Origin of the sequence: Emticicia sp. SJ17W-69 (assembly GCF_051209875.1) — a bacterium.
GTDB lineage: Bacteria > Bacteroidota > Bacteroidia > Cytophagales > Spirosomataceae > Emticicia.
The window spans coordinates 3,874,677-3,893,876 of the sequence record NZ_JBNTQY010000001.1 but is presented as its reverse complement, the minus strand read 5'-3'; the positions used below and the strand labels follow the sequence as shown (position 1 = coordinate 3,893,876).

The window sequence follows — 19,200 nt, the reverse complement described above, 5'->3', positions numbered from 1 at the left end:
ACCAGTCTCTCAAATCTAAAATAAACCCCAAGCCACCAAATGTTTAGTGATACACTCTCAATATTGGCAGTCTTGTGCCTAAATATTGTAATCTCAGAATGGCTTTGCGAAAAGCCTTTTTTTAGACATGTTGGCACAGGCTTAATGGTAATAATCATTACTGCTATTGTTGCCAATTTGGGTATTATTCCTGCTTCATCACCAGCTACGCCATTGTATGATGGCATTTTTGCTTATATAGCCCCACTTTCTATATTTCTGATGTTGCTGAACGTCAATCTTAATAGCCTCAAAAAAGCGGGTAAACCTATGCTAATAATGTTTTTGATTGGCTCAATAGCCACCATGACTGGTGCTTTGGTGGCGATGTGGTTGGTTGACGGGAAAAGTCAAATAGGGGAGTTTTATTATGCACTCGGTGGGATGTACACAGGTACTTATATAGGTGGAAGTATCAACTTTAATGCCGTCGCCCTCCACTATGGAGTTTCACAGCAAGGTGGACTTTTCTCAGCAGCAACTGTTGCCGATAATATTATCACGGCGATTTGGGTGATTGCCACTTTGGCATTGCCACAAATACTGAATCGAAAGTTTCCAAGAAAAAAAGTCATGGAAATTTCAGAAGAAAATAAAGTCGAAACACATAAATATACGAGTGATATTGAAAGTGTTCGACCATTTGATTTAGCCTTTTTACTTTTAATAAGCTTTGCAGGAATCCGAACCTCAACTTGGCTAAGTAGCCAAATTCCTCAGATTCCAACGATTTTATGGTTGACAACGATTGCCCTGATTTTAGCTCAAGTTCCAGCTGTAAATCGTTTAAAAGGTCATAAATTATTGGGTTTATTAGGCGTTTATTTGTTTTTAGCAGTGATAGGGGCCTATTGTGATGTACCAGCTTTGATAAAAGATGGGAAGTTGGCCGTCGTTTTATTGGCTTTTGTGACAATTCTTGTTGGTATTCATGGACTTATTATTTATGGTTTGGGGGCTTTAATGAAACAAGACTGGGATATTGTATCAATTGCTTCTCAAGCAAATGTGGGTGGCTCGGCCTCAGCAATGGCTCTTTCTCGAAGTCTTGATAGGAATGATTTAACTTTGCCTGGAATTTTGGTAGGTGCATTAGGGAATGCCACTGGCACTTACTGGGGAATTTTAATAGCAGAATTAATCAAGAATTCAGGCTGGTTTTAGTAGCTGAATAAAATGAAAGATTGAAGAAATGTATTTAAAAATAAAGAAATCAGCATGTTTTTGAAAAATCTTTTAACTATTATCTGCAATCTCATTTCTAACTTTCCTTAATTTTGCAAAAAAACTTCATCTTATGGAACAGCAAACACTACTTGACACAATCCCATCGCTCGACTTAGCGGATTTTACTTCTGGAGATGACGCAAGAAAAAGTAAATTTGTACAAGAACTTGGCAATGCTTTCAATACAATTGGCTTTGTAGCAATTAAAAATCACGGACTATCTGATGAACTCCGTGAAAAACTATATGAAGCCGTAAAAACGTTCTTTTATCAATCAGATGAACTTAAACAAAAGTATGAGTTTCCTGAACTTCTGGGACAACGTGGTTATGTTGGCAAAGGTAAAGAAACTGCTAAAGGTTTTACTAAACCTGATTTAAAGGAGTTCTATCATGTTGGACAGCCTGTAATTGAAGGCAATATGCCATCGAATATTTTTCCTTCCGAAGTGCCAGCGTTTGAAAAATATACAACCGAAGTTTATAAAACTTTTGAAAATACAGGAAAGACACTTTTGCGGGCTATTGCTCTTTATTTGGGACTTTCAGAAGACTTTTTTGAAGAAAAAGTTCGTAATGGAGATAGTATTTTAAGAGCTTTACACTATTTTCCAATTGAAAACCCTGAAGCCCTTCCAGAAGGAGCAGTACGTGCGGCAGCTCATGGAGATATTAATTTGATTACGTTATTGATGGGGGCGTCGGCTGAAGGTTTGGAAGTATTACGTTTAGACGGAAAATGGATTGCAGTAACGGCTTTGCCTGAGCAAATTATCATCAATGTAGGTGATATGCTCGACCGTTTGACCAATCATAAATTAAAATCAACGATTCACAGAGTTGTTAACCCGCCACGTGAGAAAATGAAAACCTCTCGTTTCTCGATTCCTTTCTTTATGCACCCACGTAGTGATATGGATTTAACTTGTTTGGATTCTTGTATTGATGCTGAAAATCCACGTCGATATGAAAATATGACAGCGGGTGAGTTTTTAGCTGAAAGATTGACAGAATTAGGATTTAAAAAATAATATAAATTTTGACCACCTCTTCGGAGGGGCTGATTAGACACTAGGCTCATAAAGTTGCACTAAGCATTTTCTCAGTGTAACTTTATGTTTCTTTGTTTCTTAGTGGTACAATAATAACCCAAAAGCATGGCAAAAACCCGTCAGATTCGTTATATCATTTTCTTGAAAGACGTGCTGATACTTGCTCTCACTTGTTTTGGTGGGCCGCAAGTGCATCTGACAATGTTTTTAGACAGACTCGTAAAAAAACATAACTACATCACTGAAGCTGAAATAATGGAGCTTCAAGCTCTTTGTCAGATATTACCAGGCCCAACTTCTACTCAAACTATCACTGCTATTGGTTTTCGTTTAGGAGGGCCAAGTTTGGCCTATTTGACACTTTTTGTATGGATTCTTCCAGGAACATTGATCATGACTTTGGCTGCTCTTGGTGTTACTTATGTTGAAAAAGATCAGCTTGCGAATATCACTCGATTCATCAAACCGATGGGTGTGGCATTTATCATTTTTGCAACTTTTTCTATCGGGATAAAGGTAATTAAGACTAAAACAAGCGTAGTTTTGATGCTTTTGGCTGCGATTGCTGCCTATTTTTTTCGTTCGCCATATATTACACCTATTTGGATTTTACTAGGTGGATTGGCTACTTCTTTGAAGTTTGGGCAACAAGAAAAAATGCAAAAACAGCCAATCAAAATAGAATGGGGTAACTTTTTTTTATGGATAGGAGTATTGGTTTTTTCGGCAGGTTTAGGAGCTATCACTCATAATTTACCTGTACGTCTTTTTGAAAATTTTTATCGAAATGGTAGTTTAGCATTTGGCGGTGGACATATCTTGAAACCTTTACTCTATAATGAGTTTGTTGAGTTTAAACATTATCTTTCTGCGGATGAATTTCTCTCAGGATTGGCAATAGTGGAGGTTGCTCCTGGGCCAGTTTTTTCAATTTCGGCATTCGTAGGAGCTTTATCAATGAGAGATTTGGGGACAAGTGGCGAAGTTTTAGGTAGTATAGTTGCCACAGTTGGTATTTTTCTTCCAGGTACTTTTTTAATATTTTTTGTGATTCGTTTTTGGAATGAATTAAAAAAATATCGTGGTATTCGTGCTTCACTCGAAGGGATCAATGCTGCCAGTACTGGCCTAACGGGTGCTGCTGCTCTTTCTTTATTTCAGCCAATGTCAAGCGATTTAGTTGCTATTTTGACAATTATATTTACTTTGATCTTACTTCAAACTCGTCTTGTACCTACGTATTTAATTATTTTTGGAGGTTTGTTCTTGGGGTGGGTGATTACATGAAAAGTCAATTAAACATGGTTTGTAATCCAGCGAATTTTTTCTTTACTATATAATCTAGGTGAGTTCATTAACAACAATTAACACCTATTTCATAAATCTCTTTCAAAGTTTTGCCGTAAATTGCGTTATAATTAAATCGTACGACGGAGTTCCTACTTCGTCTTTGCTTAGAATAGAAAAAAACAGAGCAGGAAATCTGTTGTATCGCATCCCAATGAATTTTAGAAAAATACTCATAATATTCTTATTATCAATTGTTTATGGCTTTTCTTATGCCCAAATTCTTGATGATTCTACCAAACAAGTTTATAGTACAAAGACTGTTCGCTATATCCTCGAAGAAGATATTCTGAATAATAGGAAGACCCTTTACAATCCAGATACCACGCTTGATGGCTTTCATTTATTTGATTTTAACTTTCGTAGTGGACTACTTTATCAAGATTTGGGTAATATTGGAACGGCTATCAAACCATTATTTTATGAGTCTTCTGAAGATATTGGGAAACAGTTAGGGTATTCTGCCTACGCTCGTTATGCTTTTGATGCTCGAAAAACTAAATACTACAATACAAAATCACCTTATACTAATATGTATTATGTGCAGTCAGGTGGAGGAACGGGACTTTTACATTTTACACATTCTCAAAATATCAAACCTCGATTGAATGCTACCGTTGAAGTCAGGAGGCTATCATCCTCGCAACAATACGGAGCTCCTCGAACCCGTGAAACTCGCTTGATTGATAGTTGGGCATTTATGTTGCACAGCAATTATGAGTCGAAAGATGGAAAATATATTGTATTGGGAACCTACAATCACTTCAATCATGCTCCGATTGAGCAAGGAGGAATCAAACCTTTGGCAGATACAACTGCTTTTATCGCAGCAAATGATTTAGGAAATTACCGAGATTTTCTTTCAAAATTGACTGGAGCAACTTCTCGTGATTGGCGAAATGAACTTCATTTGTATCATCAATATAAGCTCACCAATGGTTTTCAGGTTTATCATATTTTAGATTATCAAAAACGCAGAGATTTTTACACTGACTTAAACTTCGGATCAGATTCTGCAGGTAGATCTACTTATTATCAAGTAAGACCTGCCAACTCACTTGATACGCTTTCGATGAACTTTCGTTATCGTTTATTAGAAAATAAGTTTGGTGTCAAAGGCATTTATAGAGGTTTTGCTTATCGTTTATATTTACGTCAGCGTTTGTATGGTTTGCAATCAAAAGGGGAAACCTATCTAGATAAAAAACTAAAATCAGAAACCTTGGTAGGTGGTTGGGCAAATTACTTTTTTCCTGATAGTGTTCGTAGAGCTTATGCAGAAGCAGAAATTGGCTCCAATGGTAATTTTAGATTACAAGCCGAATACATAAGTCCAAGAATAAAAGCAAGTTTTTCGCAACTTTCGATACCTGCAACTATTTTGGATGAGCGTTTCTTGAGTGCAGCTTATAACTGGAATAAAGGACTGAAAAATACTTTTTCCAATAATCTTTCAGCTTCTACAAATCTTAAAAGTGGACGTTTTTTAATTTCTCCAAGTGTAAATTATTCATTGATAAAAAATTATATTTATTATAATCAAACTGCCCAAGTTGCTCAAACTTCGTTGCCTATCAGTATTTTTAAAGTAGCCCTTGGTGCAGAATTTCGTTGGCGTAAATTATTGATAGCTAATCAGTTATATTTTATAGCTAATTCAGAGCCGAATTTGATTCGTATGCCCAAACTGGCAAACAATACCAAAATTTCTTATGAATTTATTTATGCAAAAGTACTGCATATCAATACTGGCGTAGAAATTTATTATCGCTCGGCTTACAAAGCTGATAATTATATGCCGCTCACTCGACAGTTTTATTTGCAAGATTATCAACAAGTGTGGGGAACGCCAGTTGCCGATGTTTTTGCCGATTTAAAAATCAGTAAAGTCAGACTTTTCTTTAAATTTGCACATGTAAATCAAGGTTTTCCAAGCACTGGCTATTATGTGAGTTCCACTTACCCAGGCTTGCAGCGAACGTTCTTTTTAGGAGTAAATTGGCCACTTTTTGATTGAGATACAAAAACGTAACCTTACCATGAAGGTACAAAGAACATGTAGTTTCACCAAGAGCGGCTAAGTGTAACTTTACGTTTCTTAGTGGCAAATAAAAAAAATGAAAAATTGTGTCATTCTAATTATTGGTATCTTTCTTTTCTCCTGCAATTCCGAAAAAAAAGCAGAACGAACTTCCTTTGATTTCTCGCCAACAGTAAAAATACTAAAAAAAGCTCCGAAAACTTTTCCAAAGCAAGAAATCCCCAAAAACTTTGTCATTCCCGAAGGAATGGTTTATGTGCCAGGTGGATATACACAAATCGGTACAACTGATGGAATGCCTTTTGAGCAACCTATGTTTTGGGTGGAAGTGAAACCATTTTTTATGGATATTTCGCCCGTAACGGTGGCACAATTTCGCAAATTTATTCAAGCCACGCATTACAAAACTTATGCAGAAAACTTTGGTGATGGTGGTTTTTTTGACTACAAAACCAAAGAATGGCTTTTGAAAAAAGGGGCAACTTGGGAATATCCGCAAGGAAAAGATTTTCCTAAAGCTCCTGATAATCATCCAGTTACACAGGTTTCTTGGTACGATGCCGTAGCTTACACCAAATGGGCAGGAAAACGTTTGCCCTCAGAAATTGAATGGGAGCATGCTGCAAGAAATGCTATAAACGATCGAAATATTTACCCATTTGGTAATGAAATCGAAAAAGGAGGGAAAGCCCTTGCCAATACTTGGAATGGCGTTTTTCCAGATTTTAATAAAAATACCGATGGTTTCCTTTATACTTCACCCGTAGGATATTTTGGCAAAACAAAACTTGGCTTAACCGACATGACAGGAAATGTATGGCAATGGTGCGATAATTGGAAACTCAATTATGCCGATATTGCCAACGGAATCATGCCAAGCGATACCATCGAAAAATCTGAAAAAGGTGGTTCATTTCTCTGTGAGCCAGGTTGGTGTCATGGCTACCGAGTTTCTGGTCGCTCTTTTACTTCACCCGAAACCTCATTGATGCACGTTGGATTTCGTTGTGTGAAATGAAATTTTAATTATGCCAATGAAAAATGAGGATTATAAATAATTCCCAAAACATTATCCCAAGGGTCTTTCACAGCAGCAACAATGATTCCTCCGCCAACTTCGTTTGGTTCTTCATAAGATTTTGCTCCAGAAGAAAGTAAGTTCTGAAAAACCTCCTGCACCTCATTTACGCCCCAATAAGTAATCACACCATCAACTTTCGCTTCATTTTTTGCATCTGGTTGAAGACCCAGTTCATAGCCAGCTACATTGTATCCCACATAAAAAGGCTCATCAAAATAGGGTTCAATTCCTAAAAAATCACTGTACCAAATTTTAGCTTTTTCAATATCAGCAACTCTGTAAATTGTGGTTCTTAGACCAAGTAATGGCTGGCTCATGGGAGGAAATTTTATTAAAAATTGAATGATAAAACAAACATAAAACATTTTTATAAATTCTCGAAAGGCTTGTTCGTGTTTCTTTTCTTTCACAAATTTCGGCTTCATTTTTGCATTATCGCTTTTAAGGTTGGATATTTGCAAAAAAGACCCGCTATTGGATGTCAGCAGAAAGAGTCATTTTAATCAATTTATTATTATATATATTCGGTTTTTCGTTTTTACTCTACAAACGAAACAAACTGAGCGAGCAGTCTATTGGCTTGCTTTCCATAATAATTAACTTCATTGGTGTATTGTTTTCAATGGGTATTCGCCTAAGTGATATTACAGGCGATGTCATCTCTTATCATTGGTTTTATATAGGAGAAAGACTCTTTACGATTGATATATTGGTCAATGAGCTGACTTTTTTGATGTATTTTTTAGTACAATTTATAGCTTTGTGGGTGCAGGTTTTTTCAATGGAATATATGAAAAATGACCCCAGTTATGGACGATATTTTGCCTACATCAATTTGTTTGTGGCGTCAATGATTGGTATTGTTGTTTCGGGTAATTTGCTGATGATTTATATGTTTTGGGAATTAGTAGGTCTGTGTTCTTACCTACTCATTGGATTTTGGTACGAAAAAAAATCTGCCACCAATGCTGCCATGAAAGCATTTTGGGTAAATAGGGTAGGAGATATTGGTTTTTTGATTGGTATTATCTTGATTTATCGCTATTTCGGTACATTTGAAATTACTCAAATAATTGATAAGACGAACCTTATCCCTTCAGCTCTGCATAATAGCCCAATGATGACTACAATGGGGCTTTTGATTTTTTGTGGTTGTATAGCAAAATCAGCTCAATTGCCATTGCAGATTTGGTTGCCAGATGCCATGGAAGGGCCAACGCCCGTTTCAGCATTGATTCATGCAGCTACAATGGTTGCTGCAGGTATTTTTCTGATGGCAAGAATGTTTCCGATGCTTTCGCCTGATGCACTTTTAGTGATGGCAATTATTGGTACTCTTACTATGTTTTTTGGAGCTTGTTCGGCATTGGTACAATATGATATTAAGAAGCTTTTGGCATTTTCAACTATCTCACAGTTAGGTTTGATGGTTGTTGGTATTGGCGTTGGAGCGGTAAATACAGCACTTTTTCATTTAGTAACACACGCTTTTTTCAAAGCAGGTCTTTTTTTATCAGCAGGAGCGGTCATTCATCATTTGCATCACGAACAAGATATGCGTAAAATGGGTAATCTTCGAAGAGAAATTCCCATTATTTATTACACATTTACGATTTGTGCAGCTGCTTTAGCAGGAATTCCTTTGTTTTCTGGTTTCTTGTCGAAAGATGCTATTGTAGTGGCTGCTTTTGAATGGGCTGCAAGCCAACCCAAACAGATCTATTTTGTTATTCCAGCAGTATGTTTGGTAGTGTCGGGTATGAGTGCTTATTACATGATGCGACAAGTATTTTTGATTTTTTTGGAAAGAGAAGACAATCCACTTGAACTTATTTCATCAAGTGCGAAAAATATCTATAAAAATGTAGCCAAACGTATTGAAGGCATTGTGAATGTTGAAGATGATGAACAAAGAAGAAAGGCGGCAAAGGCTCATGAAGACGAAGTAACAATTGCTGATTTTCTCTCGGAACTCGGAGCTATGGAGCTTTCAGTGATTGTAATGGCAACTGCTTCCATAGGTTTTGTTTTTTCAATGAATCCATTTTCAGCCGAAAGTAGCTGGTTTTTTCATATATTTCATTATGAATCAAAAAGTTATCAATGGATTGCGTATGTAGCTATTTTGATTGCTCTCAATGGTGTTTTATTAGGCTATATTTTTACAAAAGAAGAAAGTTATCGTCTTGATAATGAGCAAGTCGAACCAAAAGGCCTTTTGGCAAGAATCATTTTTCATAATTATTATTTGAGTGAAATCTTTCACACTATTTTTGTGAAACCTATACTTTGGATAAGTCCAAAAGTTTTCTATTTTGACAGAATGGTGATTGATGGTGTAGTGAATGGTATTGCCAAATTAACTATCCTTTTTTCCATAGTGAATAGTTGGGTAGAAAGAGAAATAATTGACAAATTTGTAAATTTGGCAGCAATGCTAACTGGCAAAGCGGGTTCATATACTCGACAAATCCAAAATGGTAAAGCCCAGACATATATCATCACAATTTTTGTCTGTTTGATTTTGATAATGATTTTATTGATGTTGTAAGAAAATGATGAATTATTCGATTTACGAATGACTAATAGGCAAATAATCGTTGCTTATTATGATTTTGAGATGAAAATAAACACTTTTTCTTAAAAAATTTATGTGAGTAATTTTACAAATGAGAATGGTTTAACTAAATGATAAATATTTGATAATCATTGTATGATTAAATATTCATCATTCGTCATTCTAGTAATTCGTCATTCAAAAAATATGAATAATTTTTTACTTTCAACACTTATCTTTTTGCCGCTTGCAGGAGCTGCAATGGTTTTGTTGTTGCCAAGTGCTTACCGAGATTCTTTCAAATGGATTTCTCTGTTGGTAAGTATCATTAATTTACTTAATATCTTCACATTGTATAATTCATTTGACCGACAAATAACTGATTTTCAGTTTGTTGAGCAACACGAATGGATTCGTATGAGTTTGGGTAATTTAGGTATTCTTTCCATTGACTATCTTTTAGGGGTTGATGGCATCAATATGCCTATGATTTTACTTTCAGGTATTGTATTGATGGTTGGTTCACTTGCTTCATTTAGCATCGAACACCGCCAAAAAGCTTATCATTCACTCTATTTATTGCTTTCAGGAAGTATTATTGGTTGTTTTGCAGCTCTTGATTTCTTCTTGTTCTTCTTGTTTTTTGAGTTTATGTTATTGCCAATGTATTTTTTGATTGGCATTTGGGGTGGCGAAAGAAGAGAATATGCAGCCATTAAGTTTTTTATTTATACGCTTGTTGGTTCGATTTTTATTTTGGTCGTTATGATTGGCTTGTCGATGTCTGTTCAGGACTCATTTTTTTCGCAGGAAACCGGTAGTATCGTACATACTTTTGACTTTAGACAATTAAGCGATTTTAAGAATTATATCCCCAATACATTGCTTCATCCTGTGCAGAAACAATTGATTTTTGGTGTACCAGCACGACTTTTTGCTTTTGTTTTGCTTATTATTGGTTTTGGAATAAAACTGCCTTCTGTTCCTTTTCATACATGGTTGCCTGATGCTCACGTCGAAGCACCTACCCCTGTTTCTGTAGTTTTAGCAGGTATTTTATTGAAAGTTGGGGCCTATGGTTTTATTAGAATTGCCTATGGGTTTTTCCCTGATGCCGCTTATCAATTTACTTATATAGTGGCAGGAGCAGGAGTTATTTCTATTATTTATGGAGCATTTAATGCTCTTGCACAAGAAGACTTGAAGAAAATGATTGCTTATTCTTCTATTTCTCACATGGGCTTTGTGTTGTTAGGATTAGCATCGATGACTGCCGAGGGTGTCAATGGTGCGATTTATCAAATGTTTGGACACGGTATTTTATCAGCGATGCTTTTCTTGATAGCAGGTGTCATCTATGACCGAACACATAACCGTCTCATCGAAAATTTTAGAGGGCTTTCAAGTGTCATGCCATTATTTACATTAGCAGTTACCATTGCTTTTTTTGGTTCATTAGGCTTACCTGCTTTACCTGGTTTTATTGGTGAATTCTTTACTTTGATGGGAGGCTTTCAGTCGAAAGTCTTACCAGATTGGTTTTCGATGTTAGCTATGTTGGGGATTATCTTGTCAGCAGCCTATTTTCTGTGGACTTTGCAAAAAATGTTTTTTGGTACATTTTGGGCAAATCGTAATCAAGAAGAAAACCTCAAAGACTTAAATTTACGTGAAATGATTATGCTATATTCATTAGCACTTTTGGCTGTCATATTTGGCATTTTCCCAAGCCTGATATTCGATATTTCTGGAGAATCGGTCAAATTATTTTTAGAAAAATTTTAGAAAGCTATTCATTTTCAAATTTTGTAACATTTTATTTTTTCGCTAAAAGCTAAGCGGAACGCCGTCCGTAGCTAATAGCCAACAGCTATTTATAATGCTTGAAAAATTAACACATATTCTTTTCAGTGCTAATGTGCTATTACCTGATTTTCTGTTTGGATTTTCTTTTTTGGTGATAGTAGCAATAATTGCTTTTTCAAAGAAATTGGATAGCGAGAATATCTATAATTTTTTTAATGTATTGATAATAAGTATTTTAATCAGCATTGGTTATGTGTTTTATTCATACTTAGGTATTCAAGAGCAAAATTTAGAATCAGGAAACTCATTATTTGGCGACCTAATTTATCTTGATAGCAAAAGTATATTTTTCAAACTCTTAATCACTATTGCAGCTATCGGAGTTTTGCTCCATGTTTGGATAGTCGGTTATAAAGTAATGGGGGAGTTTTATGCAATTTTTGTTGCTCTGATACTTGGTCTTTACATATTGACAATGACAAACAATCTGTTGATGCTTTATGTATCGATAGAAATGGTTTCAATTTGTTCTTATATCTTAGTTGTTATGAATAAAGGGAAATCGAATGCTGAAGCTGGTATCAAATATTTGCTTTTTGGTGCAACAAGTTCGGCAGTTATGCTTTATGGTATTTCTTTATTATATGGAATGACAGGCACGCTGAACTTTGTTGGGCAAGAGTTTGCTGCTTTTCTTGGACAAAATCCTGCGTGGACTGCTAATGTTGCTATCTTTATGACAATAGGGGGGCTACTTTTCAAACTTTCGGCTGCTCCATTTCATAGTTGGACTCCCGATGTATATGAAGCTACGCCAACACCAGTAGTGGCATTTTTGTCAATCGCTCCTAAAGCGGCGGTTGTTTTGATTTTGATACGCTTATTTAGCTCATTGAGCATTGATTTTAAATTGATAACGGCAGTCATTATTTTGGCATCTTTGACTATTGGAAACTTTTCTGCACTTTGGCAAACAAACACCAAACGAATGCTTGGTTATTCAACCATCGCTCATGCGGGTTTTATGCTTGTCGGACTTTTAGCTACTAATATGCTGGGATTGCAGGCAACAATCTTTTATGTTACAACCTATCTTTTCATTACACTTGCTGCTTTCTTATTGGTTGATTTATTGGCACTAAAAACAGAAAGTTACGAATTAGAGAGCCTGAAAGGTTTAGGGCAGGAAAATATCTTCTTAGGCTTGGCGGCTGTTACAATTATGGTCGCTTTGGTAGGACTACCACCCACGGTTGGTTTTACCGCTAAATTGCTGATTTTCACGGCATTATGGGAAGGATATCAAACTTCAGGTAGCTCAATTTTACTAATCGTTTTACTTTTTGGATTACTTAATACAGCTATTTCAATTTTCTATTATTTGAAAATTCCATTTTATATGATTTTCAAAGAAGCCAAAATAGGTGTAAAGTTCTACCATGTCGGCATTCTTCGAAAAGCCTTTTTACTTTTTTTTCTTTGTGTCATTATTTACTTGTTCTTTAGCCCTGCTAAGCTATTGGAAGTAATTGGCAAACTCTAAGAAATTTGGGCTAATTATATTTATTTTAGCCTTTTAAGTTTCATTACCAATGAATCTTTCATGTATTTTCCATTTAATACCATCGTACTGTCTTTAATTTGGTAGTTAAGTAGAAGAGAATCTCCTTTACTTCCATCTTCTTTATAAAAATTGACAGTCAACTCTTTTTTTGCTTCATTGACTTTATAATCACCATTTAAATCTTTTTTATCATTAAATTTATCTGGATTATATTTAAAAATACAGCCATAACGCCATTCAAAATAGATTTTTGACCAAACAGAATCTCGAACAACGGTTGGAATGATGGTTTTATTTTTTTGTGTAATTTCTTCTACTTTCCACACGCCATTAATGGCTGTTTTTGGCTGAAATTCATTTCTTAATTTACTTATTTGCCAAAATGCTCCACCAATTACTAAAACTCGTAATAGGTTCAAGCCAATACTTTTCCAATTGATTACCCAAGATTCTTGATAGGAGAAAAAAGCTTCTTTAAGTTTCTCATAATCAAGAAATAGTAAGAAAGTCAGCATGAATGTATAATGTAAAGCATTATAATATGCCAAAGGAGATATTTTGTAAAAATGGTCGATCAAATCAATATTTACCATTACTGGCAATAAAATCATGATGGCAAGCGAACGGGTTTTACGGAAAAGTAATAATATACAACCACTTACTTGGATAAGACCTAATATCAAAGCAAGGGTTTGGGAATAACCAAAATAAGTCCATGTAATCCAAAAGCCATTTAAATCTCCAATTGGGGTGTCCAAAATATAATTTGGTGCTTGGAACTGTGTTTTTAAAATTTTTGCGGAGCCATAAGTTGTTATTTCAAATGCCACATAAAAAGTAATAATTGTTTGGAGCCAAATGTGGAGTTTAGGATTTTGAATAAATTTTTGCCATAAAAATGCTAAAATACCACTCAATAAAAGTATTCCACCACAAAAACGCCAAATCAAGGTGGCATCATTGACCACTTTCCATTGGTATTGACCTGCTGCATTAGAGATTTGACTCAGACCAATAAGCACAAGAATAGTGAAAAATACTTCAAAGAATTTGAGAAAAAAACTATTTGATTCTTTCATTTTTGGCAGGAATTTTATGAATTTTCTAATGCAAAATACTACAATTCGAGTACTTTTTCAAATATCTAAAAAAAACATTGTAACGCTCCTATATTCTTCACAACTTTGTATTATAAAATCTCCAAAAAACTCCAAATGAGCGACGCAATTAAACACGAATGTGGCATTGCCCTTGTTCGTCTTCGCAAACCACTCCAATACTATATTGATAAATACGGCACACCTCTTTATGGCATTAAGCGTCTTTACGTTTTGATGGAAAAACAATCAAATCGTGGGCAAGATGGTGCAGGTGTTGGTAATGTAAAATTAGATGTGCCACCAGGCCATCGTTATATTAGCCGTTATCGTTCTGTTGAAAATCGTCCGATTACTGACATTTTCAATAAAATCAATGAGAAATATAAGGAGGTATTACGAAATAATCCTGATAAATTCAAAGATGCCAAATGGCTACAAGAAAACCTTGCTTACTCAGGTGAAGTATGGTTGGGGCATCTTCGATATGGAACACATGGTAAAAACGAAATTGAAAATTGCCATCCGATGCTTCGTCAAAGTAACTGGCGTAGTAGAAATATGTTGGTAGCAGGGAATTTCAATATGACCAACGCCGATGAACTTTTCCATAAATTGGTAAAACTTGGACAGCATCCCAAAGATTTGGGCGATACTGTCACGGTAATGGAAAAAATTGGGCACTTTTTGGATGAAGAAAATCAAAGAGTTTTCGACCGTTTCAAAGGTATTTATGAAAATCCTGCTTTGTCTGACATCATTGAAGATAACATGGATTTGCCACGTGTGCTTCACCGTGCTTGCCGTGATTTTGATGGAGGCTACGCAATGGCTGGAGTAACAGGATTTGGAGCTTCATTTGTGGTACGTGACCCATCAGGTATTCGTCCTGCATACTATTGGGCCGATGATGAAGTTGTGATTGTGGCTTCTGAAAAAACAGCCATTAAAGCAGCTTTCAATGCCAATTATGATGACATTAAAGAAGTTCAACCTGGTCACGCTTTAATTATCGACAAACATGGCGAGTACAATGAGTTTCAGATTATGAAACCTTTAGAAAAGAAATCTTGTAGTTTTGAGCGTATTTATTTCTCTCGTGGCTCTGATCCTCAAATTTATGAAGAACGCAAACAATTGGGTCGTTTGTTGATTCCACAAATTTTAGAAGAAATTGATTACGACCTCGAAAATACCGTTTTTTCTTATATTCCAAATACTGCCGAAACTGCTTTCTTTGGTATGGTAGAAGGTTTGGAGCAGTATTTAGCCGATTGGCGTTTAAGAAGAATTACACAAGATAATTTAGCTCCAGACGAAATCAAACGAGTGCTCTCTTTCCGTCCGAGAATTGAGAAATTGGTTTCAAAAGATGTGAAATTGCGTACTTTTATTACCAATGACGACGAACGAGATGAGATGGTATCTCATGTATATGAGATGACTTATGAAGTGATTCGTAAAGGCATTGATACCGTAGTTTTGATTGATGATTCAATTGTGAGAGGGACAACTTTAGAGAAAAGCATTTTGAAAATGCTCGACCGTTTGAGTCCAAAACGAATTATTATCGTTTCATCTGCACCGCAAATACGTTATCCTGACTGTTATGGTATTGATATGTCGAAGATGAAAGAATTTGTGGCATTTAGAGCAATGCTTGATTTATTGCGTAAAAATGGCATTGAATATATGAAACATGAGGTTTATGCCCAAAGTGTGGGAGCATTACAAACCGATAATGCTTATGAGGAAAACTTCGTAAAACAATTGTACGATAAATTTACTGACGAAGAAATTTCTCAGAAAATTGCTGAAATTGTAACACCTGAAAATATGAAAGCTGAAGTTTCGATGATTTATCAAACCGTTGAAAACTTACATAAAGCATGTCCAAATCATACGGGTGACTGGTATTTCACAGGAAATTACCCAACTCGTGGAGGTAATCGAGTGGTCAACCGTGCTTTTGTGAATTTTATGGAAGGAAAATTGGTGAGAGCTTATTGAGAATGACGAGGTACGAATAACGATTGACGAATGAATTTTTCGCAGAGATGACGATTGATGAATTCGCCAATCGTTATTCGTTACTCATAATTCGACATTCGTACCTCGTCATTGGTATTATTTTTTCTTCTTCGTTGGTATGCTAAAAACATTATTGGTAACTTCTTGCATGCCTATTACTCTTAACAAATCAAGGAGATTTACTGTTTCATTAGAAATTGGCATAGTACTTGTCGACGAGATTGTAGAAGTTTTCATGTTATTATTTGGAGTTTTGTACATTTTAGTTTAGCAAATTTAATACAAAAAGCGAATATTCGCAAAATTTTATTTAATAAATTTGTTGAAAAATTTATTATACGGTAACACTTGAAATTTCTTGAAAATGTATCAGCGGGACACATTAAATCAAGCAAAATTTATGCCTAATATCTTTCAACCCTTTAATATAAATTTAATGAAAAAAGTAATTATTTTCTGCATTTTAGCATTATCTACGCTAAATCTTAGAGCTCAAGAAGCATCTGACCCCAAAGCTATTGAAATTGCTGATAAAGTAATGGAAGCGATGGGTGGCAAGAAAGCTTGGGACGAAACTCGTCATATCACATGGAATTTTTTCGGTGCAAGAAGACTCACTTGGGACAAATGGACTGGTAATGTAAGAATTGATAATTTGCGTGACAACTCGGTGATTTTAATGAACATCAATACCGAAACAGGCAAACTTTTTAAGTATGGAGCTGAACAAACCAATGCTGATTCATTAAAAAAATACATGAAACAAGGCAAAGGTGCTTGGATAAATGATTCGTATTGGTTGACAATGCCATTTAAATTGAGAGATAACGGTGTAACATTAAAATATCTTGGAGAAGCAAAAACCGATGCAGGTAAAGATGCGTATCTATTACAAATGACTTTCAAAGAAGTTGGCAATACACCAAACAATATGTATAAAATTTTGGTTGAGAAAGATACAAACTTAATGACGCAATGGTCATACTTTGCAAAGTCAACTGATGAAAAGCCTGGATTTACTCGCCCATGGACTGAATATAAGCCTTATGGAAAAATCATTCTTTCAGGTGAGCGTGGTGATCGTGATTTGACAGAAATCAAAGTTTTTGAGGCTTTACCAGAATCAATTTATACAGATTTCAAAAAGCCAGATTTTAGCAAAGCAAAAGATTTTAATAAGAAAAAAGATAAACTTGAATTGTAAAATTAGGGGTTTGGAATTAGGAATGAGGAATTTAATGCAGAATTCTACATTCCCAATTCAAAATTCCACATTCTAAGAAAAATGGTTGGAAAAACTGGTGTTTTGATAGTAAATTTAGGTACGCCCGATAGTCCGAGTGTACCAGATGTAAGGAAATATCTGCGAGAATTTTTGATGGATGGTCGAGTGATTGATTATCCTACTATTCCTCGCTGGATGTTGGTGAATCTGATTATTGCACCATTTCGTTCGCCAAAATCTGCCAAAATTTATCAAGAATTATGGACAGAAAAAGGCTCACCATTAAAAATCTATGGAGAAGCAAATGAAAAACAACTTCAAGCAGCCTTGGGAGATGAATACGTTGTGAAATTGGCAATGCGTTATCAAAGTCCAAGTATTGAGTCCGGTTTGAAAGCTTTTCAGCAAATGGGATTGAATAATATCATTGTGATTCCATTCTTCCCGCAATATGCCTCGGCTACAACGGGTTCGGTTTATGAGGAAGTTATGCGGATTATAACTAAGTGGCAAGTAATTCCCGAAATTAAGTTTTTAAATTATTTTTATAATCACCCAAAATTCACCAATGCTTTTGCCGAAATGGGCAAAAAACATCTGGATGCTCAGGATTATGAACATGTGATTTTTAGTTATCACGGAATTCCTGCTCGACAGATTCGCAAAGGAGATTGCACTGGAAACACTTGTAAACTTGGTTCTTGCTGTGACTCAATCACTGACATGAATCAGCATTGTTATCGTGCTGAATGTTTTGAAACAACTCGCCTTTTAGTCAAAGAATTAGGCTTGAAAGAAGGAACATATACAACTTGTTTTCAATCAAGATTAGGCAGAGAAACTTGGATTCAGCCTTATACTGAAGATGTGGTTAAAGATTTAGCCAAGAAAGGTATTAAGAAAGTTTTGGCATTTTCACCAGCTTTTGTAGCAGATTGTTTAGAAACTACTCTTGAAGTAGGAGAGGAATACAAAGAATTATTTGAAGAAAATGGTGGTGAACATTGGCAATTAGTAGAAAGCTTGAATGATTCTGATGCTTGGATTGAATTATTGGTTGATTTGGTTAAAGAAAAACAAGGGGTAATTGCATAGAAAAATGGAAATAGGAATTGATAGTTTTGCGGCGGTTTTGAAAAACAACCAAGGTGAAACAATAAGTAGTGAACAGGCAATAAGAGAGTTATTGGAAAGAATAGAAAGAGCGGATGTAGTTGGTCTTGATGTTTTTGGCATTGGTGAACACCATCGTAAAGAATTTCTTGACTCGGCTCCAACAATGATTTTAGCTGCTGCTGCTGCCCGTACAAAACGTATAAAATTGACAAGTGCTGTAACGGTACTTAGTGCCATTGACCCTGTAAGAGCATTTCAGAATTTTGCTACACTTGATTTAATTTCACAGGGCCGTGCCGAAATGGTTGTTGGTCGAGGCTCATTTACTGATGCTTTTCCGTTATTTGGTCTGAGATTAGAAGATTATGACGAGCTTTTTACGGAAAAATTAGATCTTTTACTAAAAATTAGAGAGAATGAGGTTTTAAGTTGGAAAGGAAAATTCCGCCCAGCACTTTATAATCAAGCAATTTATCCGAGACCTCTGCAAGAAAAATTACCAATTTGGATTGGTGTAGGAGGTACACCACAGTCATTTGTTCGTGCAGGAATGTTGGGATTACCCTTAATGGTTGCCATTATTGGTGGAGAAACGCACCGTTTCAGACCATTAATTGACCTGTATCGAAATGCAGGTTTGAAAGCAGGATATTCTCTCGATCAATTGCAAGTAGGCTTACATTCATTAGGCTATGTAGCTGAAACTACTGAAGATGCCCATGAAGAATTTTATCCAGGTTATGCCGAAATGTTTACCAATATTGGTAAAGAGAGAGGATGGCCACCAGTTAGGCGTTCACATTTCGACTCACAAACTGGTGAGTTAGGTGCATTTTTAATTGGCAATCCAGAAGAAGTTGCTGAGAAAATACTTCGTCACAGCGAGGCACTCGGCGGAATCACAAGGGTGACATTCCAGATGGATAATGCAGGTCTGACTCACGAAAAATTAATGAAGGCTATTGAATTAATTGGTACAAAAGTATCACCGATTGTTAATCGGAAGAATTAATTTTTT

14 protein-coding genes are annotated in these 19,200 nt (G+C 35.6%); 12 read left to right on the top strand and 2 right to left on the bottom strand.

Annotated features, from left to right (window positions below; genetic code table 11):
* The first annotated feature begins 39 nt into the window (after positions 1-39).
* The 5 genes from ACQUQZ_RS15720 (at position 40) to ACQUQZ_RS15700 (ending at position 6,723) form a co-directional block, all read left to right on the top strand.
* A complete protein-coding gene (locus ACQUQZ_RS15720; protein ID WP_435355975.1) occupies positions 40-1,203 on the top strand; it encodes a DUF819 domain-containing protein in 1,164 nt (387 codons plus the stop codon).
* A gap of 133 nt (positions 1,204-1,336) precedes the next feature.
* Positions 1,337-2,296: an isopenicillin N synthase family dioxygenase gene (locus ACQUQZ_RS15715; protein WP_435355974.1), complete on the top strand. Its 960-nt coding sequence runs from the start codon at positions 1,337-1,339 to the stop codon at positions 2,294-2,296.
* Positions 2,297-2,422: 126 nt separating this feature from the next.
* The gene (chrA, locus tag ACQUQZ_RS15710) at positions 2,423-3,604 is read left to right on the top strand and encodes a chromate efflux transporter (protein WP_435355973.1); all 1,182 of its coding nucleotides are present in this window, start codon (positions 2,423-2,425) and stop codon (positions 3,602-3,604) included.
* 214 nt (positions 3,605-3,818) lie between these two features.
* Entirely contained in the window at positions 3,819-5,681 is a 1,863-nt protein-coding gene (locus ACQUQZ_RS15705) for a putative porin (RefSeq protein WP_435355972.1), read from the top strand.
* Between the two features lie 100 nt (positions 5,682-5,781).
* Positions 5,782-6,723 (top strand): formylglycine-generating enzyme family protein, encoded by a 942-nt coding sequence (locus tag ACQUQZ_RS15700; protein ID WP_435355971.1) that lies wholly within the window; start codon positions 5,782-5,784, stop codon positions 6,721-6,723.
* 8 nt (positions 6,724-6,731) lie between these two features.
* Here ACQUQZ_RS15700 and ACQUQZ_RS15695 read toward each other — a convergent pair whose 3' ends face one another.
* Entirely contained in the window at positions 6,732-7,211 is a 480-nt protein-coding gene (locus tag ACQUQZ_RS15695) for a VOC family protein (RefSeq protein WP_435355970.1), read from the bottom strand.
* Positions 7,212-7,264: 53 nt separating this feature from the next.
* On the opposite strand from ACQUQZ_RS15695, the gene nuoL reads away from it, so the two are divergent.
* The 3 genes from nuoL to ACQUQZ_RS15680 all read left to right on the top strand — a co-directional run bounded on the left by nuoL (position 7,265) and on the right by ACQUQZ_RS15680 (position 12,692).
* Positions 7,265-9,337, top strand: a complete 2,073-nt coding sequence (gene nuoL, locus ACQUQZ_RS15690) for an NADH-quinone oxidoreductase subunit L (RefSeq protein ID WP_435355969.1) — start codon at positions 7,265-7,267, stop codon at positions 9,335-9,337.
* Positions 9,338-9,550: 213 nt separating this feature from the next.
* Entirely contained in the window at positions 9,551-11,128 is a 1,578-nt protein-coding gene (locus tag ACQUQZ_RS15685) for a complex I subunit 4 family protein (protein WP_435355968.1), read from the top strand.
* 94 nt (positions 11,129-11,222) lie between these two features.
* Positions 11,223-12,692 (top strand): NADH-quinone oxidoreductase subunit N, encoded by a 1,470-nt coding sequence (locus tag ACQUQZ_RS15680; RefSeq protein WP_435355967.1) that lies wholly within the window; start codon positions 11,223-11,225, stop codon positions 12,690-12,692.
* A 20-nt stretch (positions 12,693-12,712) separates the two neighbouring features.
* Here the strand turns inward: ACQUQZ_RS15680 and ACQUQZ_RS15675 are convergent, their stop codons facing one another.
* Entirely contained in the window at positions 12,713-13,792 is a 1,080-nt protein-coding gene (locus ACQUQZ_RS15675) for a hypothetical protein (RefSeq protein ID WP_435355966.1), read from the bottom strand.
* Between the two features lie 135 nt (positions 13,793-13,927).
* Here ACQUQZ_RS15675 and ACQUQZ_RS15670 point away from each other — a divergent pair, with 135 nt between their 5' ends.
* The 4 genes from ACQUQZ_RS15670 (at position 13,928) to ACQUQZ_RS15655 (ending at position 19,194) form a co-directional block, all read left to right on the top strand.
* Positions 13,928-15,820, top strand: a complete 1,893-nt coding sequence (locus ACQUQZ_RS15670; RefSeq protein WP_435355965.1) for an amidophosphoribosyltransferase — start codon at positions 13,928-13,930, stop codon at positions 15,818-15,820.
* A gap of 457 nt (positions 15,821-16,277) precedes the next feature.
* Complete coding sequence (locus tag ACQUQZ_RS15665) at positions 16,278-17,045, top strand: hypothetical protein (RefSeq protein WP_435355964.1); 768 nt, start codon at positions 16,278-16,280, stop codon at positions 17,043-17,045.
* 81 nt (positions 17,046-17,126) lie between these two features.
* Positions 17,127-18,161, top strand: coding sequence for a ferrochelatase (hemH, locus tag ACQUQZ_RS15660; protein ID WP_435355963.1), 1,035 nt, complete (start codon positions 17,127-17,129; stop codon positions 18,159-18,161).
* Between the two features lie 4 nt (positions 18,162-18,165).
* Positions 18,166-19,194 carry an LLM class flavin-dependent oxidoreductase gene (locus ACQUQZ_RS15655; protein WP_435355962.1) on the top strand — a complete coding sequence of 343 codons (1,029 nt, stop codon included), beginning with the start codon at positions 18,166-18,168 and terminating at the stop codon, positions 19,192-19,194.
* Positions 19,195-19,200 lie beyond the last annotated feature (6 nt).